The organism is Metabacillus dongyingensis, from assembly GCF_019933155.2.
GTDB classification, from domain to species: domain Bacteria; phylum Bacillota; class Bacilli; order Bacillales; family Bacillaceae; genus Bacillus_P; species Bacillus_P dongyingensis.
Genome location: NZ_CP082944.1, coordinates 699,995 through 725,662, shown reverse-complemented (window position 1 = coordinate 725,662; position 25,668 = coordinate 699,995). Strand labels below are relative to the sequence as shown.

General features: G+C 40.1%; 20 protein-coding genes, 1 tRNA gene and 1 pseudogene. 1 reads left to right on the top strand and 21 read right to left on the bottom strand.

Annotated elements, in window-relative coordinates:
* Positions 1-111: 111 nt before the first annotated feature.
* From K8L98_RS03765 to queG, 13 genes are all read right to left on the bottom strand, one after another.
* Positions 112-894: a MurR/RpiR family transcriptional regulator gene (locus tag K8L98_RS03765; RefSeq protein WP_223439814.1), complete on the bottom strand. Its 783-nt coding sequence runs from the start codon at positions 892-894 to the stop codon at positions 112-114.
* 438 nt (positions 895-1,332) lie between these two features.
* Positions 1,333-2,022 (bottom strand): chitin disaccharide deacetylase, encoded by a 690-nt coding sequence (gene chbG / locus K8L98_RS03760; RefSeq protein WP_223439812.1) that lies wholly within the window; start codon positions 2,020-2,022, stop codon positions 1,333-1,335.
* A 101-nt stretch (positions 2,023-2,123) separates the two neighbouring features.
* On the bottom strand, positions 2,124-3,452 hold the full coding sequence (locus K8L98_RS03755) for a 6-phospho-beta-glucosidase (protein ID WP_223439810.1): 1,329 nt from the start codon (positions 3,450-3,452) through the stop codon (positions 2,124-2,126).
* A gap of 1,419 nt (positions 3,453-4,871) precedes the next feature.
* On the bottom strand, positions 4,872-5,186 hold the full coding sequence (locus K8L98_RS03750; protein WP_275976755.1) for a PTS lactose/cellobiose transporter subunit IIA: 315 nt from the start codon (positions 5,184-5,186) through the stop codon (positions 4,872-4,874).
* A 33-nt stretch (positions 5,187-5,219) separates the two neighbouring features.
* Positions 5,220-6,569 (bottom strand): PTS sugar transporter subunit IIC, encoded by a 1,350-nt coding sequence (locus tag K8L98_RS03745; RefSeq protein WP_223439806.1) that lies wholly within the window; start codon positions 6,567-6,569, stop codon positions 5,220-5,222.
* A 34-nt stretch (positions 6,570-6,603) separates the two neighbouring features.
* Positions 6,604-6,909: a PTS sugar transporter subunit IIB gene (locus tag K8L98_RS03740; protein ID WP_223439804.1), complete on the bottom strand. Its 306-nt coding sequence runs from the start codon at positions 6,907-6,909 to the stop codon at positions 6,604-6,606.
* A 655-nt stretch (positions 6,910-7,564) separates the two neighbouring features.
* Positions 7,565-8,950 (bottom strand): M48 family metallopeptidase, encoded by a 1,386-nt coding sequence (locus K8L98_RS03735; RefSeq protein WP_223439801.1) that lies wholly within the window; start codon positions 8,948-8,950, stop codon positions 7,565-7,567.
* 129 nt (positions 8,951-9,079) lie between these two features.
* Positions 9,080-10,252 (bottom strand): sporulation protein YhbH, encoded by a 1,173-nt coding sequence (yhbH, locus tag K8L98_RS03730; protein ID WP_223439799.1) that lies wholly within the window; start codon positions 10,250-10,252, stop codon positions 9,080-9,082.
* 354 nt (positions 10,253-10,606) lie between these two features.
* The gene (locus tag K8L98_RS03725) at positions 10,607-10,771 is read right to left on the bottom strand and encodes a hypothetical protein (RefSeq protein ID WP_223439796.1); all 165 of its coding nucleotides are present in this window, start codon (positions 10,769-10,771) and stop codon (positions 10,607-10,609) included.
* A gap of 302 nt (positions 10,772-11,073) precedes the next feature.
* Positions 11,074-12,969 carry a PrkA family serine protein kinase gene (locus tag K8L98_RS03720; RefSeq protein ID WP_223439794.1) on the bottom strand — a complete coding sequence of 632 codons (1,896 nt, stop codon included), beginning with the start codon at positions 12,967-12,969 and terminating at the stop codon, positions 11,074-11,076.
* Between the two features lie 612 nt (positions 12,970-13,581).
* The gene (gene trmL, locus K8L98_RS03715; protein WP_420828823.1) at positions 13,582-14,067 is read right to left on the bottom strand and encodes a tRNA (uridine(34)/cytosine(34)/5-carboxymethylaminomethyluridine(34)-2'-O)-methyltransferase TrmL; all 486 of its coding nucleotides are present in this window, start codon (positions 14,065-14,067) and stop codon (positions 13,582-13,584) included.
* A gap of 44 nt (positions 14,068-14,111) precedes the next feature.
* Entirely contained in the window at positions 14,112-15,002 is an 891-nt protein-coding gene (locus K8L98_RS03710) for an amidase domain-containing protein (protein ID WP_223439789.1), read from the bottom strand.
* Between the two features lie 65 nt (positions 15,003-15,067).
* Positions 15,068-16,201 (bottom strand): tRNA epoxyqueuosine(34) reductase QueG, encoded by a 1,134-nt coding sequence (gene queG, locus K8L98_RS03705; RefSeq protein ID WP_223439787.1) that lies wholly within the window; start codon positions 16,199-16,201, stop codon positions 15,068-15,070.
* Between the two features lie 86 nt (positions 16,202-16,287).
* Here queG and K8L98_RS03700 point away from each other — a divergent pair, with 86 nt between their 5' ends.
* Positions 16,288-16,953, top strand: a complete 666-nt coding sequence (locus K8L98_RS03700; RefSeq protein WP_223439785.1) for a B3/B4 domain-containing protein — start codon at positions 16,288-16,290, stop codon at positions 16,951-16,953.
* A gap of 116 nt (positions 16,954-17,069) precedes the next feature.
* Here the strand turns inward: K8L98_RS03700 and K8L98_RS03695 are convergent.
* The 8 genes and pseudogenes from K8L98_RS03695 to K8L98_RS03660 all read right to left on the bottom strand — a co-directional run bounded on the left by K8L98_RS03695 (position 17,070) and on the right by K8L98_RS03660 (position 25,647).
* Positions 17,070-17,143, bottom strand: a tRNA-Gly gene (locus K8L98_RS03695).
* A 117-nt stretch (positions 17,144-17,260) separates the two neighbouring features.
* A complete protein-coding gene (locus K8L98_RS03690; RefSeq protein WP_223439783.1) occupies positions 17,261-18,838 on the bottom strand; it encodes a response regulator transcription factor in 1,578 nt (525 codons plus the stop codon).
* Positions 18,819-20,630 carry a cache domain-containing sensor histidine kinase gene (locus K8L98_RS03685; protein ID WP_223439781.1) on the bottom strand — a complete coding sequence of 604 codons (1,812 nt, stop codon included), beginning with the start codon at positions 20,628-20,630 and terminating at the stop codon, positions 18,819-18,821. Before K8L98_RS03685 ends, K8L98_RS03690 begins: the two co-directional genes overlap by 20 nt.
* A gap of 407 nt (positions 20,631-21,037) precedes the next feature.
* Complete coding sequence (locus K8L98_RS03680; protein ID WP_223439779.1) at positions 21,038-22,321, bottom strand: ABC transporter substrate-binding protein; 1,284 nt, start codon at positions 22,319-22,321, stop codon at positions 21,038-21,040.
* A gap of 82 nt (positions 22,322-22,403) precedes the next feature.
* Positions 22,404-23,231 (bottom strand): carbohydrate ABC transporter permease, encoded by an 828-nt coding sequence (locus K8L98_RS03675; protein WP_223439777.1) that lies wholly within the window; start codon positions 23,229-23,231, stop codon positions 22,404-22,406.
* Positions 23,231-24,172 (bottom strand): carbohydrate ABC transporter permease, encoded by a 942-nt coding sequence (locus tag K8L98_RS03670; RefSeq protein ID WP_420828822.1) that lies wholly within the window; start codon positions 24,170-24,172, stop codon positions 23,231-23,233. Before K8L98_RS03670 ends, K8L98_RS03675 begins: the two co-directional genes overlap by 1 nt.
* Positions 24,173-24,316: 144 nt before the next feature.
* Positions 24,317-24,530: pseudogene (locus K8L98_RS03665) on the bottom strand (transposase); the annotation flags it as partial.
* Positions 24,531-24,660: 130 nt separating this feature from the next.
* Positions 24,661-25,647 (bottom strand): glycosyltransferase family protein, encoded by a 987-nt coding sequence (locus K8L98_RS03660; RefSeq protein WP_223439775.1) that lies wholly within the window; start codon positions 25,645-25,647, stop codon positions 24,661-24,663.
* Between the last annotated feature and the right edge of the window lie 21 nt (positions 25,648-25,668).

The window sequence follows — 25,668 nt, the reverse complement described above, 5'->3', positions numbered from 1 at the left end:
TTAGGATAACCCCAACCGGATTATTGAACATCCGCGATTTGGGAATATGAACTCTGATTTAGCTCACCACATAAAAAAGCCCTCAAATCTTGTAATTTGAAGGGCTTGAAATTATTTATTCCTAGTACGAATCACATAGGCATCAAGAAGAATCCGAGCAATGACATTGAGTGAGAGACGTGAGCGAACTTCATATTCTGGAAATAGAGATTGGTCGCTCTTATACCCTAGTAATGTCATATCAGATAGCTTGCTTAAAGTTGAATCGATCCGGGTGGTTAGAGTGATTGTAGTAACTTGTTTCATGCTTAGATTTTGACAAGCTTCAACGAGCTCTGGAGTTTCACCATTTAACGAAATGAAAATAGCCAGTTCATTTTTCTCCATTTTACGAGATTTGATTCTTATAATGTTCGGGTCATCGTGGTTCTCACACGTTTTTTCCAATACCTGAAGCTTGACCGTCATTTCTTTGGCCAGCATTTCCGAGAAGCCGCGGCCAAAGATATAAATCTTTTCCGCATTGTATATCTTCTGTACAGCATCCTCAATTTGTCCGATGCTTTGAAGCTGAATCGTTCTAAGAACTTCTTCCTCATTTTTCTTTATCGCTTGCTTAATTGAAACATCAATATCACCAAGCTGATCATCGTAATCAACCATTTTCTTATCCTGTTTTAATCTATACTTAAAAGAAGTGTAGCCATTGTAACCTATTTTCTTCATTAACCTTACGATAGTTGCCGTAGAAACAGCTGCACGCTCACTTAGTGTGACAATCGACATAGTTGCAATATCATTTAAATTTTTGTGAATATATTCAAGAAGATAACGTTCGGTCTCACTTAACATTGAATAGGTACTTGACGGAATATCAAACAGTGGTTTTTCCATTTTCTAACTCCTTAGAAATTTAATAGATAATCTTGGATTCCTTTTATAACATTAGAGATAATCATTCTTATTTCCCTCAACTAATATGGTTAGTATGTGTAAAGTCTATTGTATTTGTCAACGATGTTTTATTTGATTTTTATGTCAATTTAAACTCTACTTTTTTTGTAATAAATTACAGCTATCACTATTTGACGTTTCCTCACACACGATTCACATTTTCCTCTGACGCCGTTCGCACGGAAGCTATATGCAGAATCCCGCTGTAAGATTACCTCATTTGATTTTTAGACTACAAAAAAGCTGAAGTGATTCTTCAGCTTTTCTTTGTATCTTTTGAAGTTTCTTCTTTCTCAAAATCACTCACTTCTTAATACACTTTTCGGCACATATCACATTCATTAGTTTCCTTTGGGCACTTTGCTCTTGATCTGCAAGCTATATACGTCGAGCTGCCATTAATATAGACAGTTCATTGCTTCTCTGCAAGCAGTAGGAAGAACCCTTTAATAGAGCTTCATCAATATACGCAGGATGACACATGATTTCAACACGAATATCCCCTTGATATGATTTTTTCAACTCCGTAAAATAATCCGGACTTAAATCATCCCCGTAAAAAGTATGCACAAATACATCAGAGAATGCTTGCAGTCCTTCCTTTTCCCCTTCCCAAAAACGCCTTACCGGCAAATCATACTTATTTGCCAGATTCATTATAACCTGTTCTAGTACTGGCCATGAATGAACATGATGATGACTGTCAAGATGAGAAGGAGCAAGGCCAAATGACAAAAACCGCTGAATTTGCGTCTCCCATTCAATCTCAACTTCGGCAGCATTTATATTCTGATTCTGGTTAGAATCATTCTTAATCTTAAAGTAGCCGTTATCATCTATTAAAGAAGGTACTTGATCGCTTGCAGCCCTCCCGCAAGTGAGTGTTAAGTGAATGCCAACCTGCAGCTCGGGATGCTCCTTAGCAAGCGAAACGGCGTGCTGTGCACCAGGCATATTCACCATCATTGTCGCAGAATTTACAATGCCGTCAGTATGTGCATCAATGATTCCGTAATTTACACCCCGTGAATAGCCAAAATCATCTGCATTGATAATAAAATGAGGCATAAGACTCCTCCTGTCTTCTAATAAAACCTGTTTTCACATCGTTATTTTTAAAAAATGACAGACCCCATTTTCTTCGCCAATACCAAACTCTAAAAATACCATTAACGATAAGATGCTTCTTTGAAAAACTGCGGAAGGTGTTCTTTATGCGCTTCCAGCATTTCATCAAGGAGTTGCTTGGCCACACGATCAGAAGGAACAAGGGGATTAATAGTCATGGCGAGCAAAGCCGTTTCATAGCTGCCTGTAACTGCTGCCTCTGCCGCCGTCCGCTCAAACGATTTGATTTGCTGAACAAGTCCGTTTACAGCAACTGGGAGCTCTCCCATTGCAATCGGCTTCGGACCTTCTTTTGTAATGATACAGTCCACTTCTACAGCAGATTCATATGAAAGACCCGTAATGGCTCCTTTGTTTTGGACATTTACAGTCTGAATGTCCCCTTTGTTGTTATAGATTGAATTGATCAGGCTGCAGGCTGCATCACTGTAATAAGCTCCTCCCCGCTTTTCCAGCTGCGGAGGTTTAATCGATAAGTTTGGATCCTTATAAAGTTCGAACAAATCGTTCTCAAGCTGTTTCACAACTTCTCCCCTGCATCCTCTTACGGCAGCTTCTTCTTTTTCCTGCTGCAGCATTTCTCTTGTTTTATAATAATAGCGGTGATATGGGCATGGAATGGCCTGCAGTGCTTTCAAAAATTGCGGTTCCCATTCAAGGGAAGCAATGTTCTGCATCGACATTTGCTTCTCCCCAGCAATCAGCTTATCAATGACTTCAGCTGTTTTGTCCTTCCCATCTAAATATACACGCAATCCGAATACCATATGATTCAATCCTGCAAAATCAATATGGATTCTCCCGCTTTCAACATTCAGGGTTTTAGCTATGTGCATTTTCATGCCAATCGGTACATTGCACAACCCTACAACTTTCGTAATCTTGCTGTATCTTAATACAGCTTCTGTCACCATTCCTGCAGGATTTGTAAAATTGATCAGCCAGGCATCAGGGCAGAGCTCCTCCATATCGCGGCAAATATCAAGAATCACCGGGATGGTTCGCAGCCCTTTAAATAACCCGCCCGGTCCATTTGTCTCTTGACCGATCACATCATATTTAAGCGGAATTTTCTCATCCAATATTCGGGCATCTATGGAGCCGATACGCATTTGGGTGGTTACAAAATCCGCTCCTTTCAGTGCAAGTCTCCGATCTGTTGTTAATGAAACCTTTATTGGAAGTCCTGCTTTTTCAATCATTCTCTTGGCCAATTGTCCGACAATCTCCAGTTTTTCCTTGCCGGCTTCGATGTCAACGAGCCAGATTTCCGACACAGGAAGCTCGCTCCAGCGTTTGATAAATCCTTCAATTAATTCCGGTGTATAGCTTGAACCGCCGCCAATCGTTACAATTTTCATCCCATTCACCTCATTAAAATTAATTAGAAAAGCGCAAGTGCCCGTTTAGCTTTGACATGACAGAGTTCTGGCAAAGGAGCTGGGCAAACTAGACATCAATACATAAAAACTTTTATTTCCCTATTCCTTTAAAAAAGAACGGGGACGCCCGCAATGAGTATCCTAATTTAGTGTTGAGCCAAAAAAGAGGAATCATATTGACTCTATGAGTAACCAAATCCAGGATGGAGCCTGAAAAGAGGCAGCATTCCCACCCTTTGAGTACCCAAATCCAGGATTGTGCCAAAAAAGGGGAATCATTCGCACTCTATGAGTATCCAAATTCAGTGTTGAGCCAATAAAGTGGAATCATATGGACTCTATGAGTAACCAAATCCAGGATTGTGCCAAAAAAGAGGAATCATTCCCACCCTTTGAGTACCCAAATCCAAGATTGAGCCTGAAAAGAGGAATCATACCCATCCTATGAGTAACCAAATCCAAGATTGAGTCAAAAAAAAGGAATCATCCGCACCCTATGAGTACCCAAATCCAAGATTGAGTCAAAAAAAAAGGAATCATCCGCACCCTATGAGTACCCAAATCCAGGATGGAGCCAAAAAAAAGCCAGCATCCGCACCCTATGAGTAACCAAATCCAGGATTGTGCCAAAAAAGAGGAATCATTCCAACCCTTTGAGTACCCAAATCCAAGATAGAGCCTGAAAAGAGGAATCATACCCACCCTATGAGTAACCAAATCCAAGATTGAGTCAGAAAAAAGAAATCATCCGCACCCTATGAGTAACCAAATCCAGGATGGAGCCAAAAAAGAAGAATCATTCCAACCCTTTGAGTACCCAAATTCAGTGTTGAGCCAAAAAAGAGGAATCATTCCAACCCTTTGAGTACCCAAATTCAGTGTTGAGCCAAAAAAGAGGAATCATTCCAACCCTTTGAGTACCCAAATTCAGTGTTGAGCCAAGAAAGTGGAATCATATGGACTCTATGAGTACCCAAATCCAGGATGGAGCCAAAAAAAAGCCAGCATCCGCACCCTTTGAGTACCCAAATCCAGGATTCTGCCAAAAAAGAGGAATCATCCGCACTCTATGAGTATCCAAATCCAGGTTGAGCCAAAAAAGAGGCAGCATTCGCACCCTTTGAGTACCTAATTCCAGGATAGAGCCAAAAAAGAGGCAGCTTTCCCACCCTTTGAGTACCCAAATCCAGGATGGAGCCAAAAAAAAGGAATCATCCGCAGCCTATGAGTACCCAAATCCAGGATGGGGCCAAAAATGAGGCAGCATTCGCACTCTATGAGTATCCAAATCCTGGATAGAGCCAAAAAAGAGGCATCATACGCACCCTATGAGTACCCAAATCCAGGATTGGGCTAAAAAAGAGGAATCATCCGCGCGTTAACAGTTCGTTCTCCTTCACTCTTTTTTCAGTTTTTTTCTTCAATCTTTTTGTGCAAATAGATAATCTCCTGTGTCAGCTCGCGGACCGTGATTGTATTCATCAAATGATCCTGGGCATGCACTAAAAGGATGGACACTTCTGCTTTCTGACCGCGCGCTTCCTCTTGAATAAGTCCCGTTTGAGAATGATGAGCCTCTGTCAGCTCTTTTTTTGCCAATTCAAAACATGCTTCCGCTTCTTCAAATTTTCCTTCTCTTGCATATTGCATCGCTTCTATTAGTGAACTGCGTGCATTGCCGCTGTGAAGAATGATTTGGAAGGCCGTTTGTTCAATTGAAATGCTTGCTGTCATGGTCGTGCTTCCTCCCTTTCATTAAACAGATAAATTGTTATTGTCCGCTGCTGTTTGTTCTTTTATTTTTTTCGTATCAATCCGCTCCTGCATGATGACAAATGGCAGATAGATAGCAATTGAGATAACGAGATTGATTCCTGCCATAACGGCTCCTGATAAATGGGCGCCTGTTGCAAGGTAGCCGCCGATAATCGGAGGTGTAACCCAAGGAATGTTCGTAACAACAGGATGGACAAGACCAATGTCTATGGCTAAATAAGATGTAATCGTCAGGACAATTGGTGTTGAGATAAATGGAATGAGCCAGATTGGATTCAGCACAATCGGCAATCCGAATAAGACGGGTTCGTTAATCTGGAAGATTCCCGGCGGCATGCCGAGGGCTACGATTTGCTTGCGCTTTTTTGATGCAACAAGCAAGGCAATTAATAGTCCAAGAGTTGCTCCTGATCCGCCCAAGAAAACAAAGGCATCGAAATATGGACCTGCCATAACAGCATATTTGCTGAGATCATCAACCCCGGCAGCAGCCAGGTCAATATTCTTGTTTCCAAGCTGTGTAAATAAAGGCGTTGTAATTCCTCCAAGAATATTCGGGCCATGTAAACCAATTGCCCAAAAAGCATGAATAAAAAACGCAAGTAAAATGGCAAACGGCAGAGAATCGGCTGCATTTGTAAGCGGTGCAACAAGTACTTGGTTCAGCCAGTCATTTAAATACATGCCATTTGTTGCCTTTCTGAATAGCAAACCGGCAAGACCGAACACAAAAATGGTAATCATTCCAGGAACGAGCTTTGCAAAGGCTCTTGCAACTGCAGGCGGTACACCATCTGGAAGTTTGATGATTAAAAACCTCACTCTGGCCAATCTGACAAAAACTTCTGTTGCAAGAAGAGAAACTGCGATTCCTGTAAACAAAGCAGTAGAGTTTAAATACGTATTGCTGATAAAGCCCCATGCGTCCCCTGTTTCAGGTTTATCTGCAATCGTCAGTGTTACTTTTGCAACTTGCGGAACAAGGACGAAAAATGATGCCAGTGCAACAAGCATTGCCTCAAATCCATCGTCATCATAGGACCTTGCAAGTTTATAGGCAATTCCAACGACAGCAAAGACTGTCATGAATGCAAAGGTGCCCCACCATATATCTCCGCCAAGAGTTGTCCACGTATCCCCGAAAATCCATACCATCATTTTTTGATAAGGCGGAATGGCTGCGCCTAAATTATTAAACAGGACGGCAAACGATCCGATCATCGTTATAGAAATCATACCAATAAGTGCATCGCGAATCGCTAATAAATGACGGTTATTTCCAAATTTAACAGCACCGGGAAGAATATACTTTTCAATAAACTCCATCATCATCTTTCACCCTCAATCTCAAAGTATATAGAATCTATCTTTTCGCTAAGCCTACAGCAGTCTCAAGGACAGCCTTGCCGTCCATCATTCCGTACTGAATGGAATTGATGACTTCGACCGGTATACCTTGCGGATCAGCAATCGCTTTCATATTTTTCAGCAAAAATCTTACTTGAGGACCGAGCAAAACAACATCCGCCTGTTTCATTTCTTCTTTTGCCGCGTCACCGGAAACTGCCCAAATCTTTGCTTCAACCCCTAGTTCCGCCGCTGCTTTTTCCATTCTTGTCACCAGCATGCTGGTCGACATTCCTGCTGAACATACAAGTAAAATATTCATCGTTTCCCCTCCATTTGTTTTTCTCTATCACTTATTTATAATGCAAGTCCTGTGCCAACTCTTTTATCTTCTGAGTTATCAAGCCAGAGGGATCATTGTGTTTTATTCATTAAATAGTGTGTTGGTATTGAAAGTGTCAGTGTGTTCCTTCCTTTTTGCTTAGTGTGTCATTTCATTTTCTATTAGTATCGGAGAATACCCGGGGAATTTCAGGAGGCATAGATTCATTGGAAATGAAGGAGTTAAGGGTATACAAATACTAAAGCCTAATTTCTCTGTGTTTCATGTGAGAAATTCGGCTTTAGTTTCCGCTAGTTGAACACATCTAAAATTTCCGATTGATATAAATTCCGCATCTTATATTTTCTTAAGTAAAGACTTAATAACTCGGAATCTTAGCAGAAAAAAAGTCCAAATCAAATGGGATTTGGACTTTTAATACCTATCATTTTCACTCATCTATAAGCCGAGAGTACATTTTTTATCTTGGCCGCAATTCCTGATAAGACTGAATAACAGCCATATTACCGGAAGCAGCTTGCACACGCGGCGGATTTTTTACCTCTAAGGTTAAAATACTGAGAACATACATATTCACGAGAACAATAATTGTAAGTGTAATGTTGTAAATTACCTGTTCTATAAGATTAGCAAGCTACTTCTTTAACATGGCAGTAATTTCTGGCACCTTCACTTCCTCTGCTATTGAGCGGGCTGTTTCCTCTTCGCTTGTGACATAATCAGGATCAGCCCCGGCATTCAGCAGAAGTTCAACCATTTTCACATCTTCTTCATATACAGCAGCAGTAAGCGCTGTTTGCCCGTAGCCGTCTTCTAAATTGATATCGGCATTTTTCTCAATAAGCAGTTCAGCCAAATCAAGATTGCCTGAGTAGATGATATCTACAGTAGCCAAATCTCCATTATCTGAAATAATGTTTGGATCTGCCCCATGTTTAAGGAGCAGCTCAACCATTTCAGTGTTGATGATCAGCTCTTCTTCATACTCATCTGCGGGTGGATAACTTGCATACATAAGGGGCGTCATGCCAAATGCATCCTGAGCGTTGACATCTTCACCATCTTCTATTAGCTCTTCTGCACGCTCTAAGTCATTCTCTGAAGCTGCAACCATAAGCTGGGTTGTTTCCTCGCTGTCCAGCACAAAATCACTGTAAAGACTTGTTTTAGCCAGCATTGGAACCAAATAGACGCATCCTGCTCCGAGAAGCAAAAGAAAGGCAAATACTCCTGCTAGTCCAGCTTTAAACAAAGCAGATGTCTTAAATGTGATGGATGGATCAGGCTCTCCAAATTTTACATTTAATTGATGAATTCGCTTTGGAAGAACAGGGTGTGTAGATAATTTTTCACTAAACCAGACAAACAGGTTTTTTTCGCGGCTGCTTTCTTGCAGATAATCAGTCTCGTTAACATGTTTATATAGCACTGGACCAATTGCAAGGACAGTCAATGCGCGTTTTGATGCATCCAGGTTTTCCGTATAATAATGAGCGATGGCGTCACTTGTATACTCGCAGGCTCTTGAATAGGCGCTGCCGAGGAACGGCACCCAGTTTCCAAATAGAACGAAGAGATTTTTTAATAGATGATTTCTTTTAATATGCGCAAGCTCGTGTGCAATGACAAAATCAAGTTCTTCTTTTCCTCCCTTTACATGCAGTTCAGCTAATCCGGAATAAAGTACAACCATGTTTCTGCCCAAAAATCTTGTCGCAAACGCATTCAGCATGCCCTCCGATTCAACGATAAAAATATCGGGCAGCTTCTTTATTTCCATTTTGACCGCAAGATCATTCACCTTTGCATAAATCTCAGGAAACTGATAAGGGGTAACCTTCACTCCATTGCCGCGGATCATTCCGATAGAAAGCAAATGAGCAATGAGCGGGATCAGTATAAAAGGAAGTAAAATTAAAAGTCCGACTCCCGTAAAGATAAGTATTAAATACACCGGGATACTGATTAATAGCAGGATAATAAAATAAATATGTTCTTTTCTGTGTATATGCTCTGACATTCGAACCTCCGGATTATGTAATTTCTGTATGCGATATGAACTATCCTATTTTACCTATTTTTAAGCTTGAATGAAAGGTCATTTTTTATAGAAAAGCAGAAAAAGAGGACGATGTTTCGTCCTCTTTTTCTAAGCATACATCTGCTCTTCATCTTTCCGGAAAAAACCTTTCATCGCGTGGAACACATCGACTTTTTGCTTGAGGATATAGTGGCGGAATCTTTCATCAGAGATATTCTTATAAGCGGACATTAAAGTAGAATGGCGATTGTACTGATTAACTTCACCGTATCCAAACATATTCGAAACCTTCATCAGTTCTCCCACCAGCTTGACGCAGCGGGCGTTGTCAGATGTTAAATTATCTCCATCTGAAAAATGGAAAGGATAAATATTATAGCGGCTCGGCTGGTACTTTTCTTCAATAATTTCAAGTGCTTTCCGGTAGGCAGATGAACAGATCGTTCCGCCGCTTTCCCCTTTTGAAAAGAAATCTTCCTCCGAGACAACCTTTGCTTCTGTATGATGGGCAATAAACTCAATTTCCACTTTTTCATACTTGGAGCGTAAAAATCTTGTCATCCAAAAGAAAAAGCTTCTTGCCATATATTTTTCCCAAATGCCCATTGATCCGCTTGTATCCATCATCGCTAAAACAACAGCGCGTGATTCAGGCTTCACAACTTCATTCCACGTTTTAAATTTTAAATCCTCAGGATAAATCGGATGAAACTTTGGTGCTCCTGATATCGCGTTGCGCTTATAGGCAGAAAGCATTGTTCGTTTTTTATCAATATTTCCCATCAATCCTGTTTTCCTAATATCATTAAATTCAATATTTTCTACAACAATCTGATCTAACTCTTTTCTCTTAAGGTTCGGCAGCTCAAGCTCTTTGAACAGCGCCTCCTCAAGTTCCATCAGCGAAACCTCTGCTTCATAATAATCCTCGCCTGCCTGATCGCCTGCTCCCTGCCCTTTTCCGGGACCATTTGCATTCTGCTGAGAACCATCTCTTGCTACAACATCGCCGACTTTACTGTCTCCATCTCCTTGACCAACATGTTTGTTTTTATCATAATTGTATCTGATTTTATATTCATCCAGTGACCTGATCGGAATCTTAACGACATCTTTACCGTTTGACATCACAATATTTTCTTCTGTAATAAGATCTGGCAAATTGCTGCGGATAGCTTCCTGAACCTTCTCCTGGTGACGTTTCTGATCATCGTGGCCTTTGCGATGGAGGGACCAATCTTCATTCGAAATGACAAAGTTGCGCCCATTTCCTTCTATCATCTTATTTTCTCCCCCTCCAAAAAAAATTTTGGAATTGATTCACCAAACTGCACCTATTTACATAAAATAGCTTTGGGTCTAGATTTCGGTATTGTTTAGATTACTCTATCCTATGCTGAAAAAAGAGATAATTGACAAATAATTTAGAAAATTAGACTTGTCCCTTTAAAAAATAGACAAGTTTCATTCTGTATATTTATTAAAGCCATGTTTGGGTTTATTCAAAAAAAGCGGATCAATATCCCTTATCATTTGAAGCCTGATTTTATACATATGCATCTTTTTATAACCAAGCAATGTGATCGTGTAAAGCAGGACAGAAAAAAACTCTCTGACATTCACATCAGAGAGTTTTTATTTATTATGATCTTCATGCTGAGCAGGATCAGGGTTTTTGCCGCTTTTTTTCACTTCCTGATTTGTTTTCATATGCTCCATGATCTTCGAATGCTCTACTAAATCCTTCATATTGCGCACCATTGAGCCATTCTCTGTTTCTGTTTCATTTTTTTTCGTCATGGTAAGCACCTCCAGTATTATTTTTCCTTTTCCCGATATTATCCAAATTGAAACCTAAATGTGATATGCGAACTGGACTAAGATTCTTTGGTAAGGATGAGGAATAATAGACAAACCTTGGATCCGCCTGCCTAAATTATGTTTCTTCCGCCAAAATCGGGGATATTACTGAAATTGGACAGTTTGTAGCCGAAAATGGAAATCTTTCATCCCTTTTTTTGATTATAACCGCCGGATTTCAGTTCCTATCAGCCAACCCCTTTACACGTGATAAAAGCCGGGCACTTTAGCCCGGCTTACCTTTACCGATTTAACAGGCTGCCTACATAGCGCAGCAGGTCATTTGCAGATGTTGAGTTATAGCCGTGCTCATCAATGAGTCTTTTCACAACTTCATTGATCTTTTTCAGCTGCTGCTCATCCGGTGTTTTCGAGGACGTTGTAATTTTCACTACATCCTTCAGATCAGCAAATAGTTTTTTCTGAATCGCTTCGCGAAGACGCTCATGAGAGTTGTAATCAAATCGTTTTCCTTTCCGGGCATAAGCAGAAATTCGGATTAATATTTCTTCCCTGAATGCTTTTTTCGCATTTTCAGAGATTCCGATTTGCTCTTCAATTGAGCGCATCAGTTTGTCGTCCGGATTCATCTCTTCCCCAGTCAGCGGATCGCGGATCTTATTTTTATTGCAATAAGCCTCCACATTATCCAGGTAGTTATCCATAAGCGTTTTAGCAGACTCCTCGTAAGAATAAACGAATGCTTTCTGCACTTCTTTCTTCGCAAGATCATCGTATTCTTTTCTTGCAACGGAGATAAAGTTCAAGTAGCGTTCGCGGTCTTCATTTGAGATGGATGCGTGCTGATCCAATCCTTCTTTTAAAGATCTGAGGACATCGAGTGCATTAATAGAAGGTATTTCTTTTCTGATGATGGTCGAAGAAATTCGGTTGATGACATACCGCGGGTCAATACCGCTCATTCCTTCATCTACATGTTCCTTTTGCAGCTCCTCTACATCGACGTTATTGTAGCCTTCTACATTCTCGCCATCATACAAGCGCATCTTTTTGACGAGATCAATGTCGCCGCGCTTAGGATCTTTCAATCTCGTTAAAATGGTAAACATAGCTGCAACACGCATCGTGTGAGGTGCAATATGAACATTTGATACATCACTTTCCATAATCATCTTTTCATAAATTCTTTCTTCTTCAGAAGCTCTTAAGTTATAAGGAACAGGCATCACGATAATCCTTGAATGGAGTGCCTCGTTTTTCTTGTTGGAAATAAAGGAGCGGTACTCAGTTTCATTGGTGTGCGCTACTATGAGCTCATCCGCGGAAATTAAGGCAAATCGCCCTGCTTTAAAATTGCCTTCCTGCGTAAGAGACAGCAAGTGCCACAAGAATTTCTCATCACATTTCAGCATCTCCTGAAACTCCATCATCCCGCGGTTTGCCTTATTCAGCTCGCCGTCAAAACGATAGGCCCTAGGGTCAGACTCTGAACCAAACTCCGCAATGGTTGAAAAATCAATGCTTCCAGTCAAGTCTGCAATATCCTGTGATTTCGGATCAGACGGGCTGAACGTTCCGATTCCTGTCCGCTTATCCTCGGAGAAAAAGATCCGCTCAATCAGCACATCTTCAATGCGGCCTCCGTACTCCTGCTCAAGTCTCATCAGGTTTAGAGGCGACAGATTCCCCTCAATGCGAATACCGTATTCCTGAAAGAAATCTTCTCTTAGATGGTGGGGAATTAAATGCAAAGGATCCTCATGCATTGGGCAGCCTTTAATCGCAAATACAGCTCCGCGATCTGTCAGAGAATACGTCTCAAGACCTCTTTTCAGCATGGTCACGAGCGTTGATTTACCTCCGCTGACAGGACCCATAAGCAGCAAAATCCGTTTCCGGACATCCAATCGCTTAGCTGCCGGGTGGAAGTACTCCTCTACAAGTTTCTCAAGCGACTCTTCAAGTCCAAACAGCTTATGATCAAAGAACTTGTAGCGTCTTGATCCGTTTTCTTCCTCTATACCGGCATCTTTGATCATATTGTAAACTCGTGAGTGAGCCGATTGTGCAACCCATGGTTTCTCTTTTAACATCTCTAAATACTCAACGAAGGTTCCTTCCCACTTCAGTCGCTGTTCATCTTCTCTGTACTTTTCAATTTTTTTTAAGATATCCATAAGGACCTCCTCCATCATTGGTGATACTTGAGCGCGATTAATACACTTTATGCAAGGATGTCCTTTAACATTCTCTTTTTGTATAGAAAAGCGGAACCGACTGTTTAGCTCCGGCAGACAGAAAAGATTCTAATAGAAAAGCTCCTATTTGAACTTAATCGAAACTGAGGAAATCATCCTTTTCCAGCTGATTTCATCGAAGTCTGCCTCATAAAATGATCCAACTTAGTTTTATCAGTCTAACCACAAAACTTATCGTTGTAATTTAAAGAAATATCAGTCTAAAACGGCGTTTTATCGGTCTATACTGCATTTTTATCAGTCTAAATCAAACATTTATCAGTTTCCGTCTAAATACTTTCTGCCTCTTCCTAAAAAAAGATAATTCAGGAAATCTTCCCATTTTTATTCACATGATATTTGGGATAGGATATAATAGGACTAGCTATGTAAGGGTCATCATTTACATATAAGGGAGGAATCAGCACGATGAAAACGGCATTAATCTTAGGGGTATGCATCACTTTCTTAGTTTCTATATTCACTGCTGGATACAATGATAAGCCAGGCTTGAAAAAATAAACATATAAAAAACGACCTGAGAATCGCTTCTCAGGTCGTTTTTTTGAGTAATCCAGGATAGTTCTGCTGCCTTAATGCTTCGTAGATTAAAATCGCAGCGGTGTTCGATAAGTTCAGGGATCTTACATTTCCTGTCATCGGCAAACGCAGACATCTTTCCAGGTTTTCTGCGATTAAGTCTTTCGGAAGTCCTGTCGTTTCTTTCCCGAAAACAAAGAAGGTATCTTCCTCATGATTGCTGTAATCAAATGTTGTATGCGGTTTTTCTCCGAATTTCGTTATATAGTAGAATTCGCCCTCCGGATATGCTTCAAACAGCTCATCTAAGGAATCATGATAAACCACATTCACATACTCCCAATAATCAAGTCCTGCACGCTTCAGCATTTTGTCATCCGTTGAAAATCCAAGAGGTCGGATTAAGTGCAGCGTTGTATTGGTTGCAGCGCAAGTACGTGCAATATTTCCTGTGTTTGCCGGAATTTCCGGCTGATAGAGTACGACATGTAATGCCACTTTCTTCACCTCATCAAAATCTGTTACCCGTATTATACCACTGTTTATTTTTTAGAACCCGAATCATCCTCGATATGAAAAAATTTATACTTAATGTTCGGTGTGTAAGCTGTTGAGTCTTCATAATCCCAATAACGCATTCTGCTGTTGTACGTATTTGCATTCACAAGAGGCATGTTTGCCTGATCCTTCGCAACAACAATGGTTGTATGATCAAACCTGCCATCGCCTTGAAAATCATAGCAGATGACATCCCCCGGCATTAACGCTTCTGGTGCTCCCACTGCTTTCGCTCTTAAGCCTGATTTAGAATTCCCGAGATGCAGGGTGAGAGAATGGGCAACCGTCCAGCTGTAGCTCCAGATATTATTCTGCATCCACCACCCGGCTGATCGCCCCGGGTACCCTCTCATTGGAGCTCCGCCCGCATGAAGACACTGGGAAACATAATTCGTGCAGTTTACATCGAAATTTTTAAACTTTGGATTGTGGGTGTTCCACCATCTCTCGGCATATTGAACGGCAGCAAGTCTGTCGTACAAGAAAGATACTCTTTCATTAGAAGAATCATCGCTTTCTGCAAAAGTTTCATCATATTGATGCTCTACCTTATAATCCCTGATGATTGTTCCATTTTGAAATACAGCGATACGGTCTTCCGTTTTTTCTTCAAGATAAAAGGATTCCTGATCTTTATGAAAATACTTATAATGACACTGGTAGGAAACACGCTGCTCCCGTTTAGATACCTTTTCAATATTCTGCAATTGAACGGAAGCATTTCCTTTTACCATCTCGACATTCCTGTTTTCGAGAATCTTTTTTTTCCGCAGCAGCACTTTGCTGTCTTCTATTATATCAAGCTCTTTAGCACGCCGATTGTTGATCAGCAGCTCTAACTTAGCTTTTACTGCAGCTGAAAGATTATTTTTCATCCATGCCTCACCGCCATATTTGTCTTTAGTAAGACCATATGAAAGGAGATTGGCAAGTATGAAGCTTACGCATCTATAAGCGATATTCCTTTTTTGATTTCTTTCCGTACTTCTTCGTCTTCTTCAAGCTGAAGGGCTTTTTGCAGGTCGATCAGACTTTCTTTTTCACCAATTGATCCGATTGCCCATGCAGCCGTTCCGCGAATGACCGGACGCACATCTTTGTGCATCAGCTGTATTAATTCTGGGATAGCGGTTTGGTCCTTAAAGTGCGCGAGTGCAATAATCGCATTTCTCTGAATCGGTTTTTTCCCTCTCCATGACCCCGATACATGTCCAAACTTCTCTTTAAATTCCCGGTTGCTCATGGTAAGAAGGGGTTTAAGCTTCGGCTTTGCAATCTCAGGGTCAGGCTCCATTTCTGCATGAAGATGAAAATCCTTGCCTTTGTTCTCTGGACATACTGTTTGGCAAGTATCACAGCCATATAAACGGTTTCCCAGCTTCTTCCGGTATTTATCTGCTAAAAAGCCCTTCGTCTGCGTTAAAAAGGCGATGCATTTAGCAGAATCAAGCTGGCCGCCCTGAACAAGCGCACCTGTCGGACAAGCATCCACACAGATATTGCAGCTGCCGCAGCGGTCTTCCATTGGTGTATCCGGCGAAAATGGGATATTTGTGACAATTTCGCCCAAGTATACATACGAACCAAATTCCGGAGTGATGATCGCGCAGTTTTTTCCGCTCCAGCCAATGCCCGCTCTCTCTGCCACAGCCCGGTCTGACAGTTCCCCTGTATCAACCATTGACTTAAGCTCTGCGTTAGGAACCCGCTCCCGCATATATGCCTCGAGCTTATTCAGACGATCCCTTAACACATGGTGATAGTCCTGTCCCCAGGATGCTCTGCAGAAGATACCTCTTCTATCTTCCTTCGTGCTTTTTGGTGCATTCTTCAGCTTGGATGGATAAGCAAGCGCAATGGAAATAATCGATTTCGCCCCTGGCAGAAGAAGATCGGGATTTGTCCGCTTTTCAAGATCAGGCTCTTCAAAACCGGAATGATATCCTTTTTGTTCGTGAACAATCAGCCGCTGCTTCAGTTCATCAAAAACAGACGCCTGCGCAAACCCGATTTTATCAATGCCAATGCTCTTGCTGAATGAAAGAATATCCTGTTTAAGCTCTTCATAATTCATGTCCTGCACCTCCCTTCGGTTTATATTTTCGAAAGACATTATCTTATATGGTAAAATAAGTACATTAAAAAGTGGAGGATAAAATGATGGAAATTTCTATAAGCCCTCAAATCAAACAGCATTTTCCTGAGTTTAAGCTGGGCGTTATTGAGTATACAGCCATAAGTGTATCAGAATCCCCGCAAATGCTTAAAGGAAGAATGAGGCTCTTCCAGGAATCAATCTTCTTTGAAATGGAAGACAAAAAAGTACAGGATCTAAAACCGATTCAGGAATGGCGAAGCATTTTTAAAAAGCTTGGCGCAGATCCAGGCCGGTATCGTCCTTCAAGCGAAGCGCTGTACCGCAGAATTCAAAAGCAGCAGTATCTTGAACCTATCCATTCAGCCGTCGATTTAAATAACTTCTTCTCTCTGCAGCATCAAATCCCATTCGGCATTTACGATATCGATAAGCTGTCCGGGAATATTGAAATCAGAGTTGGCAAGGAATCTGATGTTTATATGGCCATCAATGGACGGGATGTCTCCATGAACGGAAAACTGCTTTCAGCAGATGAGAAAGGTGCCTTTGGAAGCCCTTATGTGGACTCAAAGCGGACAGCTGTCACTGAAAAAACGGTAAACGCACTTCACTTAATCTATCTCCAGCCAAGCATGAATGATGAAAATGCGGATGAAATGTTATCATCATTAACGAAAATGTTCATTCAGATTCATGGAGGAGAAGGAAAATACAGCTTAGTTAAATAAAGCAGCGTACATAGCATTCCCTCCCTGATTTGCAGGGAGGGGTTTCGTTTTTAACAAAAATATAAAAAACGCAATGCCCCGTTTGTCAAAAAACGAAACACTGCGTTGTATATGTATGGAGCGGGTGATGGGAATCGAACCCACGACATTAGCTTGGAAGGCTAGAGTTTTACCATTAAACTACACCCGCAAAAGGTAATAAAGATATTATAGCAAAAAATGTACCCTTCTTCAACATAAAAAATCACATTTTGTCGAAATTACGATAAAGAAAAAACAGGAATTTCTGCTTTTTCTCTATCCTCAATTACGGTTTAGAAGTCAGGGAATGCCGGTATTCATTTGGTGTAACCCCAACTTGTTTCTTAAACACCTTACTGAAGTACTTTTCATTTTGATAACCTACACCATATGCCACTTCATATATTTTTAAATAAGGATTCTCAAGCAGCTTTTTTGCTTTTTCCATGCGGATATTTGTCAGATAATCTGTTAGTGTTGCATGATAATCCTGTTTGAATTTCCTTGAAATGTATTCACGGCTTAAGAAAAACCGATCGGCAATATCCTGGAGATTGATATCCTCCTGATAATGCTGCTGCAGGTATTCTTCAATTTGCTGCATGTTGTTTTTTTCTTTCTGATACTTCACATTAGAGAGAAATTTGATTAGCTGACCGAATTCTTTTTTCTTTTCTTCTTTGAACTTTTCAAAAGAAAAAGAACCGTCTTCCTTCCAATAATCCGTACCAGAATAAAAAGCCGGATGATGATGGACCTCATATTCTTTGATCCAATTGCTTCTCAATAAGTCAAATTGATTTTCCCATAGTTTAATCTGCTCCAGCGACAGTGTATGATCATTGATCAGCTTGGTGAAAATTTGATCCAGCTGTATTTCCGCCTGGGCAGCACTGCCCGATTTAAGCGCCCATTTCAGTTCATTTGAAAAATCAAACAGATGAAGAAGCGGCTTTAAATCAACCTCATTACTTGTCACAATCTTTTGCTTACTCAATAAATTATGTTTTATATATACTTGTTCAGAAGAATCATAGGCTTCGCTTAAATCAATCGATCTTTTTCCCAAAGCAAGAATACAATTGATTTTATAAGAATGATAAATTAAAGCGCTGATTTCTTCTGAAAGATAGGTCACATTCTTATTCTTCCAAAAGAGGATAACAAGCTCTGCTTCCTTATTAATGTTCCTGAAACAAACACCGTCATTCTGTTTTCTTAATATTCCGCTGAACATGTTTGAAAGGGCAGAATAGGCAAGCTCATAATCACCCTGGAATGATTTCATGACAATTGCTTTTATTGGAAGGATGGCAGCTGTTTTTTCAGCGAGCGTCATTGAAATGCCAAATTCTTTTTCAATTTTCTCTTCTGCTGATTGCGGTATTTCCTTTTTTGTACAGATGCCCGAGAACAGCTGGTCCCAATAGAGCGGCTTCACTTCATTCATAACCCGGCTTTCCTCAGCCTGAGAGTTTCGGGAACGCGCCTGCTCTTTCCATTCTGTCACAGCCCGTTCCAATGTTTCATTTAAGACATCCGGCTCAATGGGCTTTAAAATATAATCAAAGCTCTTGTAAGCAATGGCATTTCGCATATAATCAAAGTCATCATATCCGCTTACGACAATCGTTTTGCTGCCTAAATCAGCGGAATATAGCCATTTTAACAGACTTATACCATCTCTTCTTGGCATACTCATATCCGTAAAAATGATTTCCGGCCTGTGCTCTGTGATCAGCTTTACCGCTTCCTCGCCATCCTCAGCCTCAAGAATGGTGTGAATTCCGTGCCTATCCCAATCCGCCAATAAAAGCAGACCTTCACGAACATGCTTTTCATCATCAATGATGATTGCTTTCATTTCCTTCACCTTCCATCCATATAGGCAGCCTCATGGTTACCATAAAGCCTCCTTCTTCTTGATTTTCAAGCTTTAAATCAGCCTGCAGATTATAATAGAGCTTTAGCCGGACATATACATTTTTCAGCCCTATATTTGTTTCTTTTCCTTTTTTATTCAATGCTTCAGCTTTAAAATGCTCATATATCTCATTTAACCTGTTTTCCGTCACTCCGATTCCATTGTCGCTTATTTTCATGACAAGCTCATCGCTCTCCCTGTAGCACTTTAGCCGGATGCTCCCAACACCTTCACGACTATCAAACCCATGTTTAAAATAATTTTCAATAATCGGCTGCAAAATCATTTTGGGAACCTGAACCTCTTGGACGTTTTCATCGACATCTATGGTGTAATCAAGATTTTCGCCAAAGCGTTCCTTTTGCAAAAGAAGAAACGCTTTCGTATAATTTATTTCTTTACTCAAAGGAACTAAATCTTCCTCCATGTTCATTCCATATCTCATGATTTTAGATAAGTGCGTAATTAAGGAATAAATTTGCGGAACTTTATTTTTTAAAGCAACTGTACCGATTGATTGCAGCGCATTGTATAAAAAGTGCGGGTTGATCTGTGATTGCAGCACTTTTAGCTGATTTGTCTTGTTTTCCAGTTCAAGCTTATACTCACGGGTGATCAAGTGATTGATCCGTTCAATCATTTGCTGAAACCTGTATCCGAGAATGCCGATTTCATCTGAACCAAAGGACTGAACCGGAACCTTCATATTTCCTTTTTCCACTTGTTCAATATTTTGAAGCAAAATTCGGATAGGCGATGTGATTTTAAATGAAACAAACAGGGTAGCTAATACAACCAATGATAATCCAATAACCCCAAATAGAATATTAATTTTGGCTACACTATAAGCACTTTCATATAAGATGTGATATGGAACCCTTTTCACTAAAATCCAGCCTCCAGATGAAGCCGAAAGCTGATCGTACATCATCACCCCATTAAAAGAGTCTTCTTTCCACTCCATTGTTCCTGAAGATTTCTCTGCTTCAAGAACGCGGTCAATCCATTTTTGATGATTTTGATTGTCGGGGATATCTGTATCTGAGCTGTAAATTAGTTCTCCTTCTGATGATAATAGATAGAATTCTTCTGTATCACGATTATATAAATTTCTGCTTAAATCGATAATCTTATCAGGTGAAATCCCAAGTGTAATATAACCAAGGACCTCATTGCCGGGAACATTCGTCAATGCCCTGTGGATTTTAATGATGTCTCTTGCTCCTCTTGTGTTGTTCTCGTGGCTTGCAAAGATTGGTTCAATATACATGTTATAAGGACTGCGTTCTGCACTGTTAAACGCTTCATTCCTGGAACCTTCTATGCTTGTGGAAAAAACAACTGTAGAACGTTTCGTCGCAGAAATAACCCGGTCATCCTTTGCAAATGAAATTTTCACTTCATTAATGGTATCCGCTGTATAAAGAATGGTCTGCATTACATTTTTAACAATTCCAATGGTTAAATAATTATTCTCAGTATCCGGAGATCTCATATAGTTAATGAAATCAGGATTATTGTAGAGAGAAAGAGTTAAACCATTCAGCTCATTAAGGTAGCTCTCCAGATTAACCTTGCCCTGATACAGCAGATTGCTGCTTTCCTGAACGACTTGGTCCTCCATGGAGCCTTTCGTATATAAATAGGTAATAATGATCGAACTGCCAAAAGGCACAATTGTAGTAATCATTAATAAAACAATTAGTTTATTCCGGATGCTTTTTTTCAGCATGGGGACGGACCTCCCAGGTCTTACTTAACCTTTAGTATATAGTGAGGTTCTTACTCTTAAAAGGACTTTTTCGAATCTTCCTGCAAATACCTCGAAGAGCGGAGGCGCCTGTATTTACAGAGGGTCAGGGAGACTGAGCTGAAGTCATTGAATAGCGTAAACAATAGAAGCTGATGAACCTGGTTTTTAGCCAAAATCACCATCTTTTTAGAGGGAATTCAATTTTTATTAGCCATTTTAACAATTTTTATAGATTTCGAACCTTTTATTTAATCGGTTTTCTGTTTTTTAAGCTGATTTTTTTACTATTATCTGAAATCACCTTTTTATAGCTTAAAGCCTCTATTATGAGAATTTATGAACCGGCAAAAAAGCATGCCCATAAGGCATGCTTTCTGCTGCTATTATTATTTCAAGTTATCCCAAGATGTCTGGAATCTCTCAAGCAGTGTATCATAATCGATTTTGCCTGCAGCGTATTCCTGAATAGCTGCTGCGAATTCTTTATTCGCTCCATCCGGCCATTTGAACCAAGTCCAAGGAATTGTTTTTTCTTCCTTAGAGTAATCAAGGATTGATGTTCCAAGATCGCCTAAACCTGCTGGCTCAATGTTATCAAATGCTGGAATGAATGCAAATTCTTCTGTGATGAAGCGTTTGCCAGTTTCAGAAGAAACCATCCAGTTTAAGAATGTTTTAGCTTCTTCAAGGTGCTCTGAGTTTTTATTCAATACCCAGTTATTTGGAACGCCTACAGGAAGGTTTCCTGCACTTTCATCATTGCTGATTGGAATTGGAAGGAAGCCCATATTGATTTCAGGATTGATTTCAGTGATCATGTTCTCAGTCCAGTTTCCTTGTTGAAGCATTGCTGTTTCACCAGAAGCAAAAAGTGTAACTTGAGTATTGTAATCTGTTGTTAATGGATTATCGTTTGCATATTTAAGCTCTGTGTCTAATACTTCTTTAAATTCTTTAAACTGCTTGTTGCCTGTGATTTTCTCAGAACCATCATATAATCCTGCGATAAATGCTTCTGGATCTTCTTGCTGAGCAAATGGAATGTTAAGTAAATGCTGTCCAATTACCCACCACTCGCCATAACCGGCAGAGAATGGAGTGATCTTTTTAGCTTCAAGCTTTTTTGCAGCGTCTTTTAATTCATCAATCGTTTTAGGCGGCTCTGTAATACCCGCTTTTTCAAATAAATCTTTGTTGTAAACAAATCCATATCCCTCAAGGTTTACAGGCATACCATAAAGCTTGCCGTCTGCATCTGTCATTGGCACTTTTCCGATTGGAAGAACATGCTCAACCCATGGCTCACCTGATAGATCAGCTAACTTTTCTTTCCAAAGCTCTAATTCTTTAAATCCGCCGTTGTTGAAAATATCCGGCTCTTCACCTGAAGCGAATTTTGCTTTAAGCGCTGCACCGTAATCGGCACCTCCGCCAACTGTTTCAAGCTTTACTTTAATGTTTGGATGCTCAGCTTCGAATTCTTTAATCATCTCTTGAAGCTGATCAGCAATTTCAACCTTGAACTGGAAGAAATTAAGCGTTACTACTTCATCACCAGACTTAGAATCTCCGCCTGACTCCCCATCTTTAGCCGTTTCCTTAGAAGAACAGCCAGCCATAATACCAAATACGAATACTAAAGACATACATAATAACAGAAAGCGTTTCATGAATGGATTGACCTCCTTGATAACTATTATATTATATAATTTTCTGCACCCATTACATCCAATGAATGCAGAAACTTTATATCTACTTGATCGAGCCAGAAGCAATTCCCTTGATTATGTGCTTCTGTAAGAATAAGAAGAAGATGACCACTGGTGTAATACCAAGCACTAACGCGGCAAGACCCATATCCCACTGCTTCGTATATTGAGCAAAGAATGAGCTTGCTGCAAGCGGAATCGTCCGCAGCTCTGCATCCTGAAGAACCAGCAATGGAAGCAGATAATCATTCCAGATCCATAGTGTATTCAAAATAACGACCGTGACAGTAATCGGTTTTAGGAGAGGGAAAACAATTCTCCAAAATACTCCGAACTCGCTGCATCCGTCTATTTTCGCTGATTCTTCAATTTCCACAGGAACTGTTTTTACGAATCCATGATATAAGAACAGCGACAGCGGAACACCAAATCCAAAATACATCATGATTAAGCCTGGAATACTATTTGTTATCCCGAGCGTACCGCCAAGCTTCATAAGCGGGATCATGACCGTCTGAAACGGGATGACCATGGCAGCTACGAAGAGAATGAATAAAATCTTGCTGAACTTTCCTGGCGTGCGGACCATTTTCCATGCAGCCATCGAACTAATGATAACTAAACCAATGTTACTGAAAACTGTAATCACAAGGGAGTTCCAGAATGCACGAGGGAAGTTGATGATCTCCCACACCTTGGCATAGTTAGAAAACATGAATTCCTTCGGCCATGCTGCAGCATCAATGAGGATTGCCGCAAACGGCTTGACAGAGTTGATCAGCACGAAGTAAAAAGGAACAAGGAAAATGAGCGCGACGGCAATGGCTATTATCTCTAATATAAACGTCCTGCTTGTATACCGGTTACCCATTAAGCCTCAACCTCCCTCTTCTTCGTCATCATTACCTGAACTGTAGTAAAGATTGCAACTACTACAAAGAACAGAATGGACTTCGCTGTACCTAATCCATAACGGTTGTTCTGGAAGGCTTCCTGATAAATGTTAATCGCTACAGACTGAGTTGAATTGAATGGCCCCCCGCCTGTCAGGGAAATATTCAGGTCAAAGATCTTGAATGCCATCGAAATCGTTAAGAACAGACAAATCGTAAATGCCGGTAATATCAAAGGAATAATGATTTTTGTTAAAAGTGTGAAGCTTGATGCACCATCCATTTTCGCAGCCTCCAGCAGTGAATTATCCACACCTTGAAGCGCTGCAATATAGATGACCATCATATAACCGCTGGTCTGCCATGCAAATACGATGACAATTCCCCAGAACGCTGTCGTTTCATCCCCAAGCCACGGCATTTTGAAAAATTCGATGCCCGTCATGTTCCCGATCGAAGCAAATCCTTTTACAAAAATAAACTGCCAGATAAATCCGAGCAATAACCCGCCGATCACGTTAGGAATGAAAAACACGGTCCGCAATATGTTCTTGGTTTTTAGCGCAGCATTTAAAATCAGCGCAAACGCAAAACCTATTAAGTTACTAATAATAACAGCCGCAAACATAAATTTCGTCGTAAACATAAAAGAATTAAAAAAGGCCGGATCGTTCGTAAAGATCTTCTTATAATTCTCAATTCCTACCCACTCAACAGCCGAGCTGACTCCATTCCATGAAGTAAATGAATAATAAAGACCCATTAAGAACGGAAGAATTTGAATAACTAAGAAAAATAAAAGTGCCGGTCCAACAAAGGCAGCGTATGTTAGTAAACTCTTATACTTAAATTTCTTTTTAGGTACTGCCTCCATATGAGATTTCGTGCTTACCGGATCCGTTTGAATTTTCGTTTCCAACCGTATCACCACCCCTTTTATTGTAATCGCTTTCTTTTATTATAATGGTAGCGCTTACTTATATAGGGAGACTAAATTGACGAAGAAGGTGCAATATTTTGACTATATTTTTATTCATTTGGATAAGGCAAATCCTAAAAATCACCGGTAGGCAAAGTTCCTTTCAATCTCTTCTATGGTTCTTCTCATTGATTGAATACCGAAAAGGTATTGGATGAAGGCCATTTTAATCAAAATAACTGGGTCAATTACTTGTACGGCCTCGATCTGCGGAGTAGACTTTCTCTCCTAAAGGATTGCTGAAAGAAAAATCGAGAGCCTGTTCAATTTAACGGACTAAGTGATTTTTCGGCACCAACTGTTCAAGTGTAACCTTCTCAAGTTTTAGACAACATCCAAATCACCTCTGAATTGTTCTACTTTAATTAAAAAAAACTGTCGACAATTCCCCCAAAAAAGGGGGATTTGTCGACAGTCTGAAACTCTTCCTAAGAAGTATTTTTTTTGCTTTCAATGAATTGTTGAATGTCCTGCAGTAATCTTTTTATTCTTTCTTTGTTTGTATGATGCTGATGAATAAACGTATACCCATTATCCGTTATCTCCTGCCTTTTCTCTTCGTTTTTCAAGTAATACATTGCTTTCTCATAAAAATTATCCTTGTTGCATGAAACAAAGTTATGTCCGTCCTTAAACCCCAACTCTGAAATGTCATCTGCAGGCTCTGCCAGCATTAAGGACCTGCAGGCAGGAGCTTCAAAAAATTTTTGTACGGGATAGTTATAGATGGACCCGCAAGTAAAAAAAATTTTAGATTTATTGATTTCTTGTGCATATTTCTCGTTGATGATGGCATTTTTTGACCTTGTCGCTTGCCCGGGGTGAGGATTGAAAACAAAGCCTTCAACATCCCTCATTTTTATCAGCACTTCTTCTCTGAATGGGTATTTTCCGCGGGGAGTTTTTGGAACATCAATTGCTCTTCCTTCACGGTCATGCACTTGCCCCATCAATAAGAAGTTTATTTTTTTATCCATTTTCCAATCTTTGTAGATCATAGGGTTGACGGCAAAGGGAAACCATTTAAATTTATTTCTATACTGTTCGAACCTGTTTAAAAAAGCTGATTTAGTCAGTGAAAAGATAAGATCTATTTTCGTATCATTAAAATATTGATTCCTTATTTGAGGGGAATAATGGATATCTATGACAATGCAGCCTTTTGGTATGTCGACTTCACCAAGTCCGTTTACCTTTGGTGAGAAAGCGTGATTCCAGGCTACGTCATATTGAAGAATAAAATCCGGTAAAAAATTCAATGTTTTCAGGATATCATGAATATCGCCATCTTTATCCCAGTATTTAATCTCAGCCTGTTTTTCCAGCTCAGTTATCGTTTCATAAAGAGATTGATAAGTCGGAAACTGTTTTTGAAAGTGTTTCATAATCACAAGAATCTTAAGTTTTTCTCCCAATATACAAACCTCCTTATGTAA